This window comes from Quadrisphaera sp. KR29 (assembly GCF_052644995.1).
Genome location: NZ_JBQXXG010000021.1, coordinates 24833 through 40662, shown reverse-complemented (window position 1 = coordinate 40662; position 15830 = coordinate 24833). Strand labels below are relative to the sequence as shown.

The 15830-nt window shown below is 67.8% G+C and carries 6 protein-coding genes; 5 read left to right on the top strand and 1 reads right to left on the bottom strand.

Annotated features, from left to right (window positions below; translation table 11 throughout):
* The first annotated feature begins 168 nt into the window (after positions 1 to 168).
* The 5 genes from drmD to drmC all read left to right on the top strand — a co-directional run bounded on the left by drmD (position 169) and on the right by drmC (position 13919).
* Positions 169 to 3324 (top strand): DISARM system SNF2-like helicase DrmD, encoded by a 3156-nt coding sequence (gene drmD, locus ACUN9U_RS16020; protein ID WP_445486018.1) that lies wholly within the window; start codon positions 169 to 171, stop codon positions 3322 to 3324.
* A 56-nt stretch (positions 3325 to 3380) separates the two neighbouring features.
* Entirely contained in the window at positions 3381 to 7421 is a 4041-nt protein-coding gene (locus ACUN9U_RS16015) for an Eco57I restriction-modification methylase domain-containing protein (RefSeq protein WP_445486017.1), read from the top strand.
* Positions 7418 to 11116 (top strand): DISARM system helicase DrmA, encoded by a 3699-nt coding sequence (gene drmA, locus ACUN9U_RS16010; protein WP_445486016.1) that lies wholly within the window; start codon positions 7418 to 7420, stop codon positions 11114 to 11116. The genes ACUN9U_RS16015 and drmA overlap by 4 nt, the downstream gene beginning before the upstream one ends.
* 83 nt (positions 11117 to 11199) lie before the next feature.
* The gene (gene drmB / locus ACUN9U_RS16005) at positions 11200 to 13200 is read left to right on the top strand and encodes a DrmB family protein (RefSeq protein WP_445486015.1); all 2001 of its coding nucleotides are present in this window, start codon (positions 11200 to 11202) and stop codon (positions 13198 to 13200) included.
* The gene (gene drmC / locus ACUN9U_RS16000) at positions 13197 to 13919 is read left to right on the top strand and encodes a DISARM system phospholipase D-like protein DrmC (protein WP_445486014.1); all 723 of its coding nucleotides are present in this window, start codon (positions 13197 to 13199) and stop codon (positions 13917 to 13919) included. Before drmB ends, drmC begins: the two co-directional genes overlap by 4 nt.
* Before the next feature lie 85 nt (positions 13920 to 14004).
* Here the strand turns inward: drmC and ACUN9U_RS15995 are convergent, their stop codons facing one another.
* A complete protein-coding gene (locus ACUN9U_RS15995; RefSeq protein ID WP_445486013.1) occupies positions 14005 to 15735 on the bottom strand; it encodes a hypothetical protein in 1731 nt (576 codons plus the stop codon).
* Positions 15736 to 15830: the final 95 nt, after the last annotated feature.

Sequence of the window (15830 nt, the reverse complement as noted above, 5' to 3'; positions counted from 1 at the left end):
GCCGTTCCCAGTCTTCGCCACACCGCAAGCATCAGCGCTCCGGCCGCCAAGCGCTGAGCGGCAAGTGCTAGCGCATCATCCGATGACGTCTTCTGCGGTCCCGGTCCGGAAGCACTGGCCGGTTGCTTAGGGTCAACTCGGGACTCGATCCAAGGAGGGCTCCGCACCGTGGCCACAGCAGTACCTGAGGTGGGACAACTCGTCGATGCGAGAGGCACCCGTTGGGTCGTGACCGACGTGACGGCACAGGGCCTACCCCGGTCTTCGGCCGACGACGGCTCGGCTCAGCTCCAGAACGCGGTCACGCTGCAGGCGATGAGCGAGGACCGGTACGGCGACGAGCTCCGTGTCGTCTGGGAGATCGAAGCGGGTACCAACCTCGTCCCAGAGCAGGGCCTACCGCGTGACCTCGATCCGGAGCACGTCGACGACCCCGCGACGCTCGCCGCCTTCGTCGACGCTCTGCGCTGGGGAGCGGTGACGTCAGCGGATCCCAGGGCCTACCAGGCGCCGTTCCGCAGCGGAGCCCGCGTCGAGACCTACCAGCTGGAACCACTGCGACGTGCGCTGGCTGCTCCACGGACGAACCTACTACTTGCGGACGACGTCGGGCTCGGCAAGACGATCGAGGCCGGCCTCGTCGTCCAAGAGCTCCTGCTCAGGCACCGTGCACGATCGGTCGTCGTCGTCTGCCCCGCGGGTCTGGTGCTGAAGTGGCGCGACGAGATGGCGGAGAAGTTCGGCCTCTCCTTCGAGGTGGTCAGCTCGGATGCGATGCGGGAGGTCCGCCGCCGCTACGGGGTCCATGCGAACCCCTTCGTCCTGTTCCCTCGCGTCATCGTGTCCATGTCCTGGTTGCCGACGGCGCGCGCGCAGCGTCTCCTCCAGGCGGCCTTCGATGTCGCCCGCCGACGGTCGGCAGCGAACGCGTTCGCCTTCGACATCCTCGTGGTCGACGAGGCGCATCACGTCGCCCCGTCAGCGCCGCAGCGAGCCTCCGATAGGCGGGTCTACGCCATCGACTCGCAGAGGACTCTCGCGGTGCGCGAGCTCGCCCGCATGACCGAGCACAGGCTCTTCCTCAGCGCCACCCCGCACAACGGATACCAGGAATCCTTCACGGCGCTCCTCGAGATGGTGGACGACCACCGCTTCGCCCGAGGGGCCGAAGTCGACCGCCTGGCCCTCGGTGAGGTGTCCGTCCGACGTCTCAAGTCGGACCTGCCCGCTAACGACTTCAAGCAGCGCCGGGTCCAGAGCCTGCCCTGGGCCCCAAGCGACGACGAGGCAGCCGCCTACGACCGGCTCATCACTCTTCTCCGACGACGGGAGCGGGCCGCTCGGTCGACCGGGGAGAGTGCAGCCGACATCACAGCGCTGCTGCTCAAGAAGCGCTTCCTGTCCTCGCCCTGGTCCTTCGCCCGCACCGCCCGGGCCTACCTCGACGCGCGTCGCGATGGTCGTGACCCGCAGCTGCCTGACTACGACGACGTCCTGGGAGAGGACGCCTCCGACGACGAAGAGGGCCGTGCGGCGCAGGTGGAGCTGGACACCCTCCTCGACGCGCGACGGGTCCTGCCTGAACTCCCGCAACAGGACGTCGACGACCTCGAGGCCCTCATCGCGTGGGGCGAGCGCCACGAAGCGGCGGCCGACTCCCGGCTGCGCGAGCTCGTCACCTTTCTCGACGCCGTCGTGCGTCCAGGCGGCGTGTGGTTCAACGAGAGGGTCGTCGTGTTCACCGAGTACGTGGACACCCTCGAGTGGATGCGCACCGTGCTCACCAGTGCGGGCTACGACTCGACCCGCCTGGCGATCATCCACGGGCAGACCCCGCAGGAGGAGCGCGAGGACATCAGGCGTCGGTTCAACGCCGACCCGACTCAGCACCCCGTGCGTGTCCTGCTGGCGACAGACGCGGCTGGTGAGGGCATCGACCTCCAGCGGCACTGCCACCGCCTCGTCAACTTCGACGTGCCCTTCAACCCGAACCGGCTTGAGCAGCGCATCGGACGGATCGATCGGTACGGGCAGAAGCAGACGCCGACGGCTTGGCACTTCGCCCCAGATGGCACCGGGGCGTCGGCGCTAGCGCGAGACATGGACCTGCTGCGGCTGCTCACCAACAAGATGCAGAACGTACGAGCCGACCTGGGGTCGGCCAACCCCGTCCTCGCACCGGATATCGAACGGCAGCTGCTCGGCCGCCCAGCGCGCCCGACGCGCACGCCCCGTGACGCCTCGCAGAAGGCGGTCAACGAGATGCTCGCCGGTGAACGCCGGGTCTCCTCGGACCTGACGCGCATCGTCGACGAGCTCGGCGCAGCCCGCGACAGGCTCCACCTGCGCCCGGCCAACGTCAGGCGTGTGGTGGACACGGCACTCGCCCTGCAGGGCCAGCCCGCGCTCGTGGAGATCGGCGACGAGGACACCGACGTCCCCGTCTACGAGGTGCCCCGCAGCCTCGGCCCGAGCTGGCAGCTGGCGACGGCGGACCTCGACGACCCGCTCACCCACAAGCGCCGCGCGATCAGCTTCGACCCTGAGGCGGTCGCCGACGGCAGGACGGACGTGGTCCACGCCCACCTCGGCCACCCCCTGGTGCGGATGGCCACCCGAACGCTGCGGCAGGAGCTCTGGCAACCAGCGCCGTCCATCCGCCGGGCGACAGCGGTGGTGGTTCCCGGCCTGCCGGACTCCTTCGCCGCGGCGGTGGCGCGCCTCGTCCTCACCGGGGCGATGGGGCAGCGCTTGCACGAGGAGGTGTTCCTCGCCGGGACGCGCCTTCGTCGTCGGCAGGAGCTCGGCGGCGAGCTCTCCGAAGAACTCCTGGCCGCGACCCTGGACGGAGACCGACTCGTCGGTGTCCCGCTCACTGCCTTGCGGCCCGTCGTGGCGCGCTGGAACTCGGACGACGCCGAGGACGTCGACGGACTGCGGAACCGCGTCCAGCGCGCCGTCGACGCCCGGAGGGACCGCCGACTACGCGATCTGCAAGCGGACTTGGACAACCGTCTGAACGCCGACCTCGCCCGGGTCGACGGGACGTTCCAGCGCTTCGAAGCCACGCTGACGACATCGTTGTCCCGCATGGAACGCGAAGCCCGTGAAGCCGAGGGCCTGCTCTTCGAACCAGAGGGCAGCGCCGCACAGCGCCGACGAGACATCCGAGAGGTCCAGCGGCGGCTCGACGCTCTGGCCGAGGAGCGCGCGCGAGAGCGAGAGGCCGTCCGCGCCCGGTACGCGAAGCCGACCGCACACGTGTTCACCGCAGCACTCGTCTTCGCACTGACCCCCGCCGATGCCGAGGAGGCCGCACGATGAGGCCGAGCCGTCCAGGTCGTCCCCGCGAGGACCCGTTCAACTGGTTGAGCCTGCTGGTGACCGAGGGACCATTTCTGTCCCGCCCTGCGCTCAAGGCCCAGTTCCCGTCCGGTATGCCGCGCCCGGACGGCGCCGTCGACGGCGTGCGAGAGGCGTTCCGGGCGGGGTTCACGGAGTGGGAGCGTGCCTGGACCGCATGGGTGCGGGCGGGCGACCGCTGGGAGTCCACCTCAATGCGTCGCTACCTCGATGTCCGCGACGCGTGGGTCCAGTCGATGGTCGCCGACGTCCTCGGGTGGGGGGAGTACTTCGACATGAGCGACGCCGTCCAGGTGACGGCGTCCAACCTCGACCGCTCGGTGACGGTGACGAGCACGGGTATGCTGAGCGTCGCAGACGGGCCTTCGGCGTTGGTGCTCGTCGTCGAGCCGACCGAGGACCTCGCGGCTCCGGGGGCGGACGGGTGGACGGCCACAGCGCTCGACCGGGCAGCTGCACTGCTCCGCGCCTCGGGCGAGGGGGGCACGGCTCGCATCCCGGTTGCTGTGGTGACCGACGGGCGTTGGTGGGCCCTGGCGTGGCAGAGCGCACAGGGCGCTGCAGGCTCCGGCGTCTTCGACGGCGCGCTCTTCCGTGAGGAGCCCGACCTCAGGGACGCGTTCTGGGCCCTGGCGCGCCTGACATCTCTCGCCGCGGGCTCCAGCGACCGCCGTCTGCATGCGCTGTTTGAGGCCAGCGTGGTCAGCGCCGAGGAGATCACCGACGCGCTGGGCTCGCAGGTCCGGGCATCCGTAGAGCTCCTGGTGCAGTCGTTCTCGACCTCGCACCTGCGAGCTCTGGCGGACGGCTTCGTCACCCCCCTGCCGGCGGACGGCCATGAGGTCTACGACGCCGCGGTGACGTCGATGATGCGCGTCGTCTTCCTGCTCTTCGCCGAGGCCAACGAGCTGCTGCCGACCGAGCAGCTGTACCGGGAGGCCTATGCCATCTCCGACGTCCTCGATCGCCTGGATGAGCGGCGACGGCACGCCGTCGGGGTGGAGGGCGACGAGGCGCTGGCCGCGACGTACGACACCTGGCACCGGCTGCTGGCGGCGAGTCGGGCTCTCTTCGACGGAGCGACGTTCGAGGACCTGCGCATGCCGGCCTACGGCGGCTCGCTGTTCGACCCGTCGCGCTTTCCTTGGCTGACAGCCGTCGACCCGAGTACCGGTGGCCTTGCGGTGCTCGTCGACGACCGGGTCATGTACCACGTGCTCCGATCGGTGCAACACGCCGTGGTCGACGGGGAGGACCGCCAGGTCTCCTTCCGGGAGCTCGACGTCGAGCAGATCGGCTACGTCTACGAGGGCTTGCTCGGCTACTCCGCCCGCTACACCGAGGAGGTCGTCGTCGGCCTCCAAGGACCTGAGGCGGGAGCGGAGCCCGAAGTCCCCCTCGAGCTCCTGCACGAGTTCACGGACGAGGCGGGGGAGGACCCGGACGAGTTCGCGGCCCAGCTGGTGGCGTGGCTGAAGAAGGATCAGCCAGCAGCCAAGGCCCGCACCGCGCGTCAACTGGCGAAGGCCTACGCCGCCAACGCGGACACCGCTGTGGAGGACGAGGCGCGCCGGCGGCTGCGCCCGGTCGTCGGCGACGGCGATCTGGTCGAGGAGCTCGCCGGCTACTACACCTTGATGCGCCAGGACCCGCGGGGCCTACCTCTCGTCGTCCCTGCTGGTGGCCTGGTCGTGGTCGAGACGCGGTCCCGCGCAACGTCCGGGACGCACTACACGCCACGGTCGTTGGCCGAGGAGGTCGTCCACCACGCCCTCGAACCCCTGGTCTACTCGCCCGGCCCGCTGCAAACCGCGGACACGACCCAGTGGATGCCGGTGTCCTCCTCTGAGCTGCTCGACCTGAAGGTCGCAGACATCGCTGTCGGGTCCGGCGCCTTCTTGGTCGCCGCAGCGCGCTACCTCGGCGACCGGTTGTTGGAGGCATGGGACCGCGAGGGAATCACTCGCAGCGACACCACGGCCGAGAAGCGTCGCCGTCGGGAGGTCGAGGCCCGCCGAGAGGTCATCGCACAGTGCCTCTACGGCGCTGACATCAACCCGATGGCCGTCGAGATGTGCAAGCTGTCCCTCTGGCTCGTCTCGCTAGACCCCAATCGGCCGTTCTCGTTCGTCGATGACAAGATCTTCTGCGGCAACTCGCTGCTCGGTCTCACGGAGCTACGCCAGCTTGAAGGGCTGCACATCAACCCGAGCCCTGCACGCCTGCGCAACCCCGGCTTCACGGTTGACGTGCGGGAGGCCATCCAGCGCGCCACCGAAATACGACACCAGCTCGCGTCGCCCGTCTCCGATGGCGACGCGATGCGATCCACCCGGGCCAAGCGACGGCTGATGCAGCAGCTCCATGATCAGCTGACCCAGCTGCGCGCCCTCGCCGATGGCGTCGTCGCGGCCGGCCTCAGACTGGGTGGGAAGCCAGGGCGGGCGCTAGATGAGGCGTACGAGAACCTTTCCTACGCTCTGTTAAGAGAAGAGGTCGGCGACCGAGCCATGCTCAACCGAATCATCGATGAGGGGCTCGCGCCGTCTGCAGAGACCGACTACGACCGGTGGAGACCTCTTCACTGGGTGCTCGAGGCCCCCGACGTCGTCCTCGAAGGCGGCGGCTTCGATGCAATCATCGGTAATCCACCCTTCTTGGGAGCCAAGAAAATAAGTCAGGCGATGGGTGCCAACGTGCGGTCATGGCTTGTGGAACAAGTGGCGAGCGGGACCTCCGGCAATGCGGATCTTGTCGCATACTTTTTTTTGCGCGCCGAGTCGCTCTTGAGTTCTCTTACCGGGCAGCTTGGCCTCGTCGCGACGAATACGATCGCACAAGGAGATACGCGAGAAGTCGCGCTTGATCGCATGATAAGTCGGGGTGTGGTCTTGAGGCGAGCTCTTCAGAGCGCGCCGTGGCCAGCCAGGAGTGCCAACCTGGAGTATGCCGCGGTGTGGGCGTCGGCTTCAGCGCCTGCGCCGGGCACCTCATTTGTCTGTAGCGGTGTAGAGGTTGCGGCAATATCGACGCGCCTTGAGGCGCAGGGGCGCGTCGCGGGAAGGCCATTCAGGCTCGTCGAAAACCGTGGTATCGCATTCATCGGCTCGAACATCAATGGCATCGGATTCATCCTGCCCGAGGCGGAAGCTAGGCAGATGATGGCCGCGGATCCCCGGAACTCGGCCGTCTTGAGGCCCTATCTCAACGGAGAAGATCTTAACGGCAGGGTGGATTGCTCGGCAAGCCGCTGGGTCATCGACATGGGTTCCATGGATGAGCAACAGGTCCGATCATTCGTGGAGCCGTTCCGTTGGCTTGAGCGGCAACTGTTGCCCTATAGGTCTGGGCTGACCAATAAGCCAGCGTTGCGCCAGCATTGGTGGCGTTACGAGAGTCGTGCCCAAAAACTCTATCAAGTCGCATCCGAGTTTACGCAAGTCCTTGCTGTGGCACTAGTGAGTAAGGCGGTCATGCCCGTACGTGTCTCGACGGGGCAGGTTTTTAGCCATATGTTGGGTGTCTTTGTCACGGATGACCATGAGGATCAAGCCATACTTTCGTCGAGCTTGCACCAGACGTGGGCTGTCACGTATGGCTCTACTTTGGAGACCAGAATCCGGTACACGCCGTCCGACGTCTTCGAGACCTTCCCGCGGCCACAGCAGTCGGGGAGTCTTGCGACTGTCGGGAGGACCCTCGATGAAGAGCGTCGGGACGTCATGGTGCGTCGCCAGCTCGGCCTAACGAAGCTGTATAACCTCGTCAACGACCCCGAGGTCAGAGGAGATGCTGACGTCGACCGGCTCAGGGACATTCACGTCGCTCTGGATGAAGCCGTAGCTGGCGCGTATGGGTGGGATGACATCCGCCTTGGGCACGGGTTTCACACCTACCGGCAGATGGAGCGGTTCACCGTCAGTCCCGCGGCGCGCGTCGAATTGCTCGACCGGCTGCTGGAGGAGAACCACCGCCGCGCAGCCGCCCAGGACGGAGATGTCAGGGTCGCCGCACGAGATGCGGACGAGCTGGGGCTACTGGAGGACGAGGACGCATGATCGAGATGGCGCCGACGTCAGCCGACGTCCGTGGAGAGTTGCACCGCCTGCTGGTCGCAGACCTTGTAGGGCCCTGGGGTGGTGCGGAGGAGACGGTTGTCGGCAACCCGCGAGGCCGCTACCTGGCGGGCGCCCTAGCCCCGGTGAAGGTCGACCCGGACCGCGCGCCGGACGAGCCGCTGAGTGTCGACGCTAGTGCGGACGTCGCTGAGCTTCGCACCGTTGAAGCACCGCTGCTCGCGCCGGTCGATGACTCGGTGACCGGTGTGCCCGAGATCGACGACTTGGAGGTCACTGAGTCCGAGGACCCGGGGGAGGCCGACGACAGGGGTCCGGCGTCCAAGCTCATCGCTCCGTCGTCCATGGGGCTCCGCTTCCGTGTTGCTGCTGGCGGACCCGGACTCACCATGACGGCCCGGTGGGGTGCTTATGCCTCGCGACGGGAGGTGAGCGACGACGGCCGCACGCGAACGTACTTCGATCGAACGCCGCACGCGTACACGGCCCACGTTGGAGCCGACGAGCTCGTGGCCGGTGCAGATCTTACTCGCCCGGTCCTCAAGCGGGATGGATCCGTGGAGGTCTCCATCTCCGTCGAGGTGCTGGCCGATGGCGATGACACCCTCGTTGTCGAGGTGGCCCTACAGAACTGTCGCATCACCGACGGGAACCTCCCCCCACGCGAGTGGCTCTTCCAGGCAGAGCTCGAGGTGACCGCCGCCGACCGCAGCAACGCGTTCCTCCCGATCCACGACCCGCTCGACGGGCTCCCTCCCGGGCTGGTCGAGGAAGAGGAGAGGCTCGAGCTCCTGTACCGCGACCGACTTGAGTTTGCAGTCGGCCGCACGTGCTCCGCGACGTGGACGACGGTGGACCCGTCGGATGACGGGGTGTGGCAGCGGGACCTCACCCCAGGGCTACGCACGGCCAACCGCGTCAGGACGACCTGGGTGCCCGAGGCGGAGGTTCCGCAGACGGTCGCCTCTGGCGTCGAGGGAACGATGCTGTCGATGCGACGTCTGGCCACGGCTCAGCGGGGCGAGGTCGTCGAAGGACTCCGCCCGCTGGTGGACGGTTACCGCGCCTGGCTATCCGACCGCGGGACAGACGCCGCAGCGCTCCCCTCGCACCTCAAGGGCGTGGCCGAGACTGCCATCGAGGATGCGTATGTGGCTGCCGACCGGCTGGCAGAGGGCCTCGCGCTTCTGGGAGACGACCCACAGACGTTTCAAGCGTTCCAGTTCATGAACCGAGTCATGGCTGACCAACGGTTCCACAGCCAGGTGGCCCAGGCGCGTTCCGAGGACTCGACGCTGAGTATCAAGGCGGCTGTCGAGGAGGTGGCGTCCAGGGCAGAGAAGGCCGCCTCGTGGAGGCACTTCCAACTCGGATTCATCCTCATGCAGCTGCCTGCACTCACTGATCCGACATCTCTGCGCCGCAGCAGCGAGGCCGCACATGCTGAGCTGCTGTTCTTTCCCACCGGCGGTGGCAAGACGGAGGCCTACCTAGGACTCGCCGCCTACACCTTCGCCGTCCGCCGGCTCCAGGGTGCCGTCGAGTCGCCCGACGGGCCCCTGGACGGCCGCGATGGCGTGGCCGTCGTCATGCGGTACACCCTTCGGCTGCTCACCACTCAGCAGTTCCAGCGCGCCACCGCCCTCGTGTGTGCTGCAGAGCTCGTGCGCCGCGAGGACCCGACGACCTGGGGGGAAGAACCCTTCCGGATCGGCCTGTGGGTCGGGAGCAACGTGAGCCCTCGGTCCTTCACCGAAGGCGAGGAGCAGATCGCGCGCGCCCTGGAGCACGACGGCCGCCCCTACGGCGTCACCGTCCTCCAGCTCCAACGCTGCCCGTGGTGCGGTACCCCCATTTCTCCGAAGCAGCACATCCGCCCCGACAAGGGACGGCGCCGCATCGTCGTCCACTGCGGCGCCAGGCTCGGCACCGAGTGTCCCTTCGCCGAGGGTGGCGACGTGGAGGACGGCCTGCCCATCCTGACCGTGGACGAGGAGATCTACCGATACCCGCCCACCTTCCTGCTGGCCACGGTGGACAAGTTCGCGCGCATCGCGCGAGAGGGGCAGGCGGCTCACCTGTTCGGACACGTCGCGGAGCGGTGCCTTCGTCACGGCTACCGGCACCCGGACACCCCGAACGACGTGTGCTCCGGCGGGCGCCACAACGCCAGCGGAGCCCTCCCCAAGGTCACCGTGCAACCTTGCGCTCGCCTGCGGCCGCCCGATCTTGTCATCCAGGACGAGCTCCACCTCATCACCGGTGCCCTCGGTACAGCCGTCGGGCTCTTCGAGGTTGCGGTCGACACGCTGTGCAGCTGGCAGCGGGGCGCTGATGCAGCGACAGCCGCCTCTGTGCGCCCGCTCGTCATCGCGTCCACGGCGACCAGTCGCAACGCCGAGGCACAGGTCCGGCGCCTCTACGGGCGCGACGTAGAGATCTTCCCGCCGCAGGTGCTCGACGTGTCCGACACCTACTTCTCGAAGGAGATCCCGGTCTCCGCGGAGAGCCCTGGACGGCGCTACCTCGGGGTCTGCGCCCACGGCGCCAAGCTCACGCTGGCAGAAATCCGGGTCAGCGAAATCCTGCTGCTGGCCGGGCAGAAGCTCTTCGACGCGCACGGCGAGGCGGCTGACCCGTACATGACGCTGGTCGGGTACTTCAGCGCAACACGCGAGCTCGCCGGCATGCGTCGTTACCTCGATGACGACGTCACCACGCGCATCACGAACCCCGACAAGGCCAGCGGCTACCCCCGCCGCGGCGTCGTCGGCCTGGAGATCGGCGAGCTCACTTCCAGGATTGCCTCCACAGACATCACCAAGACCCTCGACCGGCTCTCGGCGCCTTTCGACCCGGCGTGGGACTCCACCGAGGCGCACCGCCAGAACGCCACGCTCCGCAAGGACGGAAAGACCCTTCCGAGGAGAACAGGGGAACGGCCGTTCGACGTCGTCCTCGCCACCTCGATGCTCCAGGTGGGTGTCGACGTCGGCCGGTTGGGGCTCATGCTCGTGGTCGGACAGCCGAAGAACACGGCCGAGTACATCCAGGCCTCGTCGCGGGTCGGACGCGTCTCCGACAAGCCGGGATTGGTCGTCACTCTGGCCAACCGCTCTCGCCCGCGCGACATGGCCCACTACGAGCAGTTCGAGCACGACCACCGGACGTTCTATGCACATGTGGAAGCACTCTCGGTCACGCCTTACTCGGACAGCTCTCTCGAACGTGGTCTGACCGGAGTTCTCGTGTCGATCGCCCGGGTGCTCGACGTCGGACAGCAGAACTCGTACTCCCCGCAGGAGGGCGCCGGGAGCATCACTTCGCGCTTCTCGACGCTTGAGAACCTGGTGGATGTCATCGCGCGGCGGGCTGCGAGCTCGGGTGCCGATGACCGGGTCGAGGAAGTCAAGGCCAAGGTGACCCGCCGTCTTGATGCGTGGTACGCGAAGGCCAAGGGTGTGCCGGCCATCACCTACACCGGCCAGGGCTCGCTGCTCAAGAGCCCGGAGGACGGCGTGGTGCTCGGCGAGGACGTCTACCTGCGCGTGGCGAACTCGATGCGCGAGGTCCAACCGGAGGTGAGCCTGATCGTCCGCTCGTTCGGTGACCGTGTCACCGATCTTGATCCGCCGGACGCGCCGGCGTGGATCTTCGACGCGCAGGCGCAGGCATGAGCGCGGGCACTGGAACCGGTCCGGCTGAGGATGGATCGGACCAGCCACAGGGCGCGGATGCCTACATCGCGTCATCGGAGGTCGTGGACCCCTTCGAGGGAGTCGACCTGGTGAAGCCGAAGAACTTCGGCCGCGTCGGCTCGCTCCGACCGACAGCTCTGCTCTACACCGCCGGTATCGGTGCCTCCGTCGACCTGCCGCACATCGCTGTCATGCCGCAGGGCCTCGACTCCTGGCAGCGGGCGTACGCGCAGATGGGCGGCGCGCTTCCGGTCTTCGAACCCCGACTCCTCGAGGCTGTCAAGGCGCAGCTCGGGCGCCAGGTTCGGGAACTTCGGCGCCCACCGCGCGTCGAGGTCCAGCCGCGGGAGGTACCTCGGCTCGGAGTGCCCGCCACGGTCTTCCCGCGGTGGCTGCGCTGTACGGGATGCGACCTCCTCGCGCCGTTCGAAGGGCAGAGCGGCTCGTTCACCTTCGTCAACACGATCGGCATGCGCCCGGACCAGGCCAGGTTCGTCCACAAGGGGTGCCGGGGCCGCCGGGGGAGCGGCAAGGCGCGCGAAAGCGTTGCCGTTCCTGCCCGCTACCTCGTGGCTTGCCTCAACGGCCACCTCGACGAGTTTCCCTACGCAGCCTTCGTTCACCACTCGCACGGCGGCACATGGACCTGTGACAAGACGCCTGGCTTGAACCCGCCGACACCGCTTCGGATGCTCGAGTGGCGCAGCAACATCGGGCCCGAGGTTCGCGTCACCTGCGTCTCTTGCCAGTCGACGAGGAGCATGCGGGAGCTCACGGGCACAGCTGGCGCGGCGCGGATGCCGCGGTGTCGGGGGAGGCACCCTCACCTCGGGACGTTCGCGAAGTGCGGGGCCGAGACGAAGTTCATGCTCCTCGGCGCCGCGAACCAGTGGTTTCCCGCCACCATTAGCCTGCTGGTCGTGCCCGAGAGCAAGACGCTCACCGTGGCGGACGTGGCAGCACGGCTCCAGGCCGTCCCGGACCAAGTCCGTGGCATGGTGACCGCTGAGGCAACGGTGCCGATGTTCAAGATGCTCTTGCAGCAGCAGGGGCTCGATCTCGCCGACGTGCCGGACGCGACGGTCTGGCAGGCCCTGACGCTCGTCGCCGCCGACGGCGGCGCCGATGCGGGTCGCACCACCCCGTACACGACGGTCGAGCTCCGCTCACCGGAGTGGAACACCCTCATCCGACCGGCTGACTTCGCCAAGCACGCTCGCGAGAGCGACTTCCGCATCAGGGACGTGCAGGTGCCGGAGGCGCTGCGCCCGGTTGTCGAGACGGTGGCCGCAGTCGACCGGCTGAAGAAGGTCAACGCCTTCGTCGGCTTCACGCGCGTGGACGCCTTCGAGAGGATCGGCGATGCGTCGGAGCGTCTGGCACCTCTCGCTCGCAAGAGGCCCTCGTGGGTGCCGGCGACCGAGGACCACGGTGAAGGTGTGTTCGTCCGCCTGCGCGAGGACGTCGTGCGCCCCTGGGAAGACGCTGTCCTCGGGTCCCAGCTATGGGACGCCCACAGGTCTGCGCACCGGCGCAACATCGCGCGCCGCACGAGCACCTCAGCTGCCGCCATCGATCCGGATAGCCGCCTTGAGCCGCCCAGGTACTGGGCGGTGCACACGCTCGCCCACCTCGTCATCCGGCAGATGGCGCTCGACGCGGGCTACGGCTCGGCCTCGCTGACAGAGCGGATCTACGCCTGGAGAGAGAGCGGAGACCACGGCCCAGCTGCTGGCTTCCTCATCTCGACGACCTCACCCGACAGCGACGGCACCCTTGGTGGCCTCGTCGAGCTGTCTACGCCACAGGCGATGCAGGCACTCGTCCGCCGAGCTCTGCTCCGCTCGTCTCGCTGCTCGTCGGACCCGGTCTGCTCGCACCGTGTGCCACGGGGGCAGGAGGACTTCCTGCATGGAGCGGCGTGCCACTTCTGCACCTTCCTGTCCGAGACGTCGTGCGACGGTGCGAACCGCTTCCTGGACCGGCGCTTCGTGTCGACGCTCTACGCCGCCCAGCTCGTCGAGCTAGGGGTGGTTGGTCTACTCGCCGATGTCGACTCATGACAGAGGCAGGGCTCGCGTGCCTGGAGCCGCTCGCCGCACTCCTGGGGCCTTCGGAGCTGCGCAGGGTGGCTGACGGCCTCGACATCGACCGGGCGCCGCGGCGTGCCACCCGGAGTCTCGCGCCGGAGAAGCGCGACCGAGCGGAGGAACTGGTCCGAGGGGTGATCGACGGCTTTGGCAATCACCGGGCAGTCGCCGCCGCCCTTAGAGCGATCGCCAGCACCGCCGAGCGGGTACCGCCACCACCGACGCTCGTGTGGAGCAGTCCGCAGCTTCCAGGTGACTCGGTCCGCACGACGTCCGCGATCGTGCGGATGATCGACGACGCCGAGGAGTCGGTGCTCGCGTCGACCTACTCCGGCGGTGCCACAGCTCCATTCGTCGAGGCTCTGGCTCGAGCTGCGCAGCGGAGAGTGCGGATCACTGTCGTCGCGGATGTGAGCAACTGTCGTGAGTCTGCGGAAGCGATCGGGAGGGCAGTTCCTCGTGTGCGCATGTTGGGTTTCTACGACGCTGACTCCGGACAGCCACGCCTCCAGCACTCGAAGGTCCTCGTCATCGACGGACGGATCGCGCTGGTGACCAGCGCGAACCTTTCCTATGCAGCTGTGGAGAAGAACTTGGAAGCTGGCCTGCTGGTGCATGGAACTCACGTGGCTAGTCAGATCACCCGCCGCTTCGCCGACCTCGTCGCGAATGGGAATCTGCGCTCTTGGTGATGCCTTGCTGCGCGATGCGCACGTGACCTTCCGCGCCTGTGCTGCAGTTGAGCGTGCACATCCAGGCCCCTCCGGCGGGGTTACTTCACCGCAGGTATCCACCAGGGGAGAAGAGTCCCGTACGGTCGAGAAAGGTGTTGAAACCGCGGCAGGAAGTCTCTCCGAGGTGCAGGCAGGCACTGCAGGCGCCGGCGCCACGGGCGCAACCAGGGTCGAGTGGACAGCGTGGTTCGGCGTTGGTGACAGCTCCGAGGAGCTCGTCGAGGTCGGTCTCCATGACGGCTTGCAGTCCACCCAGGACGAAGGCGCCGCGCGGAGTGGCGTACAGAAAGAATGCAAGGTGCGTGGGCACGAGGTACTCGTTGAGAGCGTCGCGGTCGATACCGGCGTAGACGGCGGTCTGCCGGATCATCCGGTGGGCGTAGCTGTGGATCAGCGTCAGGACGTCGGATCCCACGGTTGCCGCCGCCGGGCGATCGCCGGGCATCGGGATGTCACTCGAAGCAGCGATGGCGATGCGCGCTGTACGGGCGTCCGTGCTTTGGGGCGACCACCCAGGCAGCGTGTGTCCGCGGGCGGTGAGCCAACCCGCGACGCGCACCGGATCAAGTCGAACGAGATAGGCCTCGGTCTCCGCAAGGTCCCCCATCAGGCGATAGCCGTCACGCTTGGGATGGCGGAAAGGGATCAGGCGACACTTGGCTGGATCATTGTCCCCACGCGTGAATCCGTACATGACGTTCAGGACGGGGAAGGTCTCCACCAGGTCCAAGCCAGCCAGCCCAGCACGCTCCAGGGCTGCGGGGTAGTCCTGAGCGTAGCGTTGTGCGAGGGAGCTTCCAGCGGGTGCGATGAGGGCAGTGGTGGGTGTGCGGGCCTCGCCGAGGGCCAGCGCGATGTCGAAGGCCTCCTGCTCGGCGGCCTCGCGCCGGTCAGGGGGGATGGCGTCCAGAGCGGCAGAAGCAGTGCCCTCAGCGAGCTGGCCCATGCGGTCGGCCTGAGCGACGAGGGCCTCGACCATCTCCGGCTGCATGTTGTTGCTCAACAACTGAGCGCGGAACTCAGCCGGACTGGGCAGTCCGGTCATCGTCGCCGGGCTGTTGGCCGCGAGACCGTCCAGGACCCAGTCGAGGGCCTTGGAGGGACCGCCAGCGGCTTTCAGGGTTTGGAGGCGGTCCGGGCGCGCGGGGTTGACCATCACCAGACCGCGGGGGGTGTAGGCAGTGCGGGCCTTGTGCACGTTCCAGTGCAGACCGCCTTGGCGGCACCCCGGGCACTGCTGGAAGCCCAATCCCTTCTGCATCTCGCGGTGGCACCGGGGACAGGTGAAGCGCAAGTCGCTCGTGCGGGTGCTGGTGGTGCCGATCAGTTGCACGTCGTCATGAGTTGGACAACGGGGGATACGAGGCTCGCCGACGCTTCCGCACTCGTGGAAGCCGAGGAAGTGCAGCTGTCCCCACCTCGTGCTTCCGCAACGGCACGGGTTGCGGCGGTCCTTGCCGATCCGCTTGCAGGTGGGGCACAACCACACCCGGGGAAAGCGTTCGACGGCGACACCGCGGTCCTCGTCGAGCTCGACGACCTGCAGGGGTGCGTGGCGGCGCAGGTCGTCGGCGAAGCCACCGTCGTTACCGGCCTGCTCCCACAGGTGCACCTCACGGACCAAGCGGCGGCGCACCGCGGTGTCGTCGATCGCCAGCGGCGCGGCACCGGTCCAGTCGACGACGCGGTAGACGCCCCCGCGCAGATCAGCGGTCTGCTGCGGCAGGAAGGTGCGCAGCACCTGGCTTGCGCTACGGGTTCCGAGATCGCTCATGTCGCTCCTAACTAGTCCCCCGGAAGGGAGGACCGGTGGGTGTCGATGTCCTGGCGGCGATGGACGGTCTTGCGCTGGTGATGCCGGCTGGACTG

Excerpts from the sequence above, each read along its gene's own strand:
- drmA (WP_445486016.1), top strand. The coding sequence starts at position 7,418 with ATGATCGAGATGGCGCCGACGTCAGCCGACGTCCGTGGAGAGTTGCAC.
- drmC (WP_445486014.1), top strand. The coding sequence starts at position 13,197 with ATGACAGAGGCAGGGCTCGCGTGCCTGGAGCCGCTCGCCGCACTCCTG.
- ACUN9U_RS15995 (WP_445486013.1), bottom strand. The coding sequence starts at position 15,735 with ATGAGCGATCTCGGAACCCGTAGCGCAAGCCAGGTGCTGCGCACCTTC.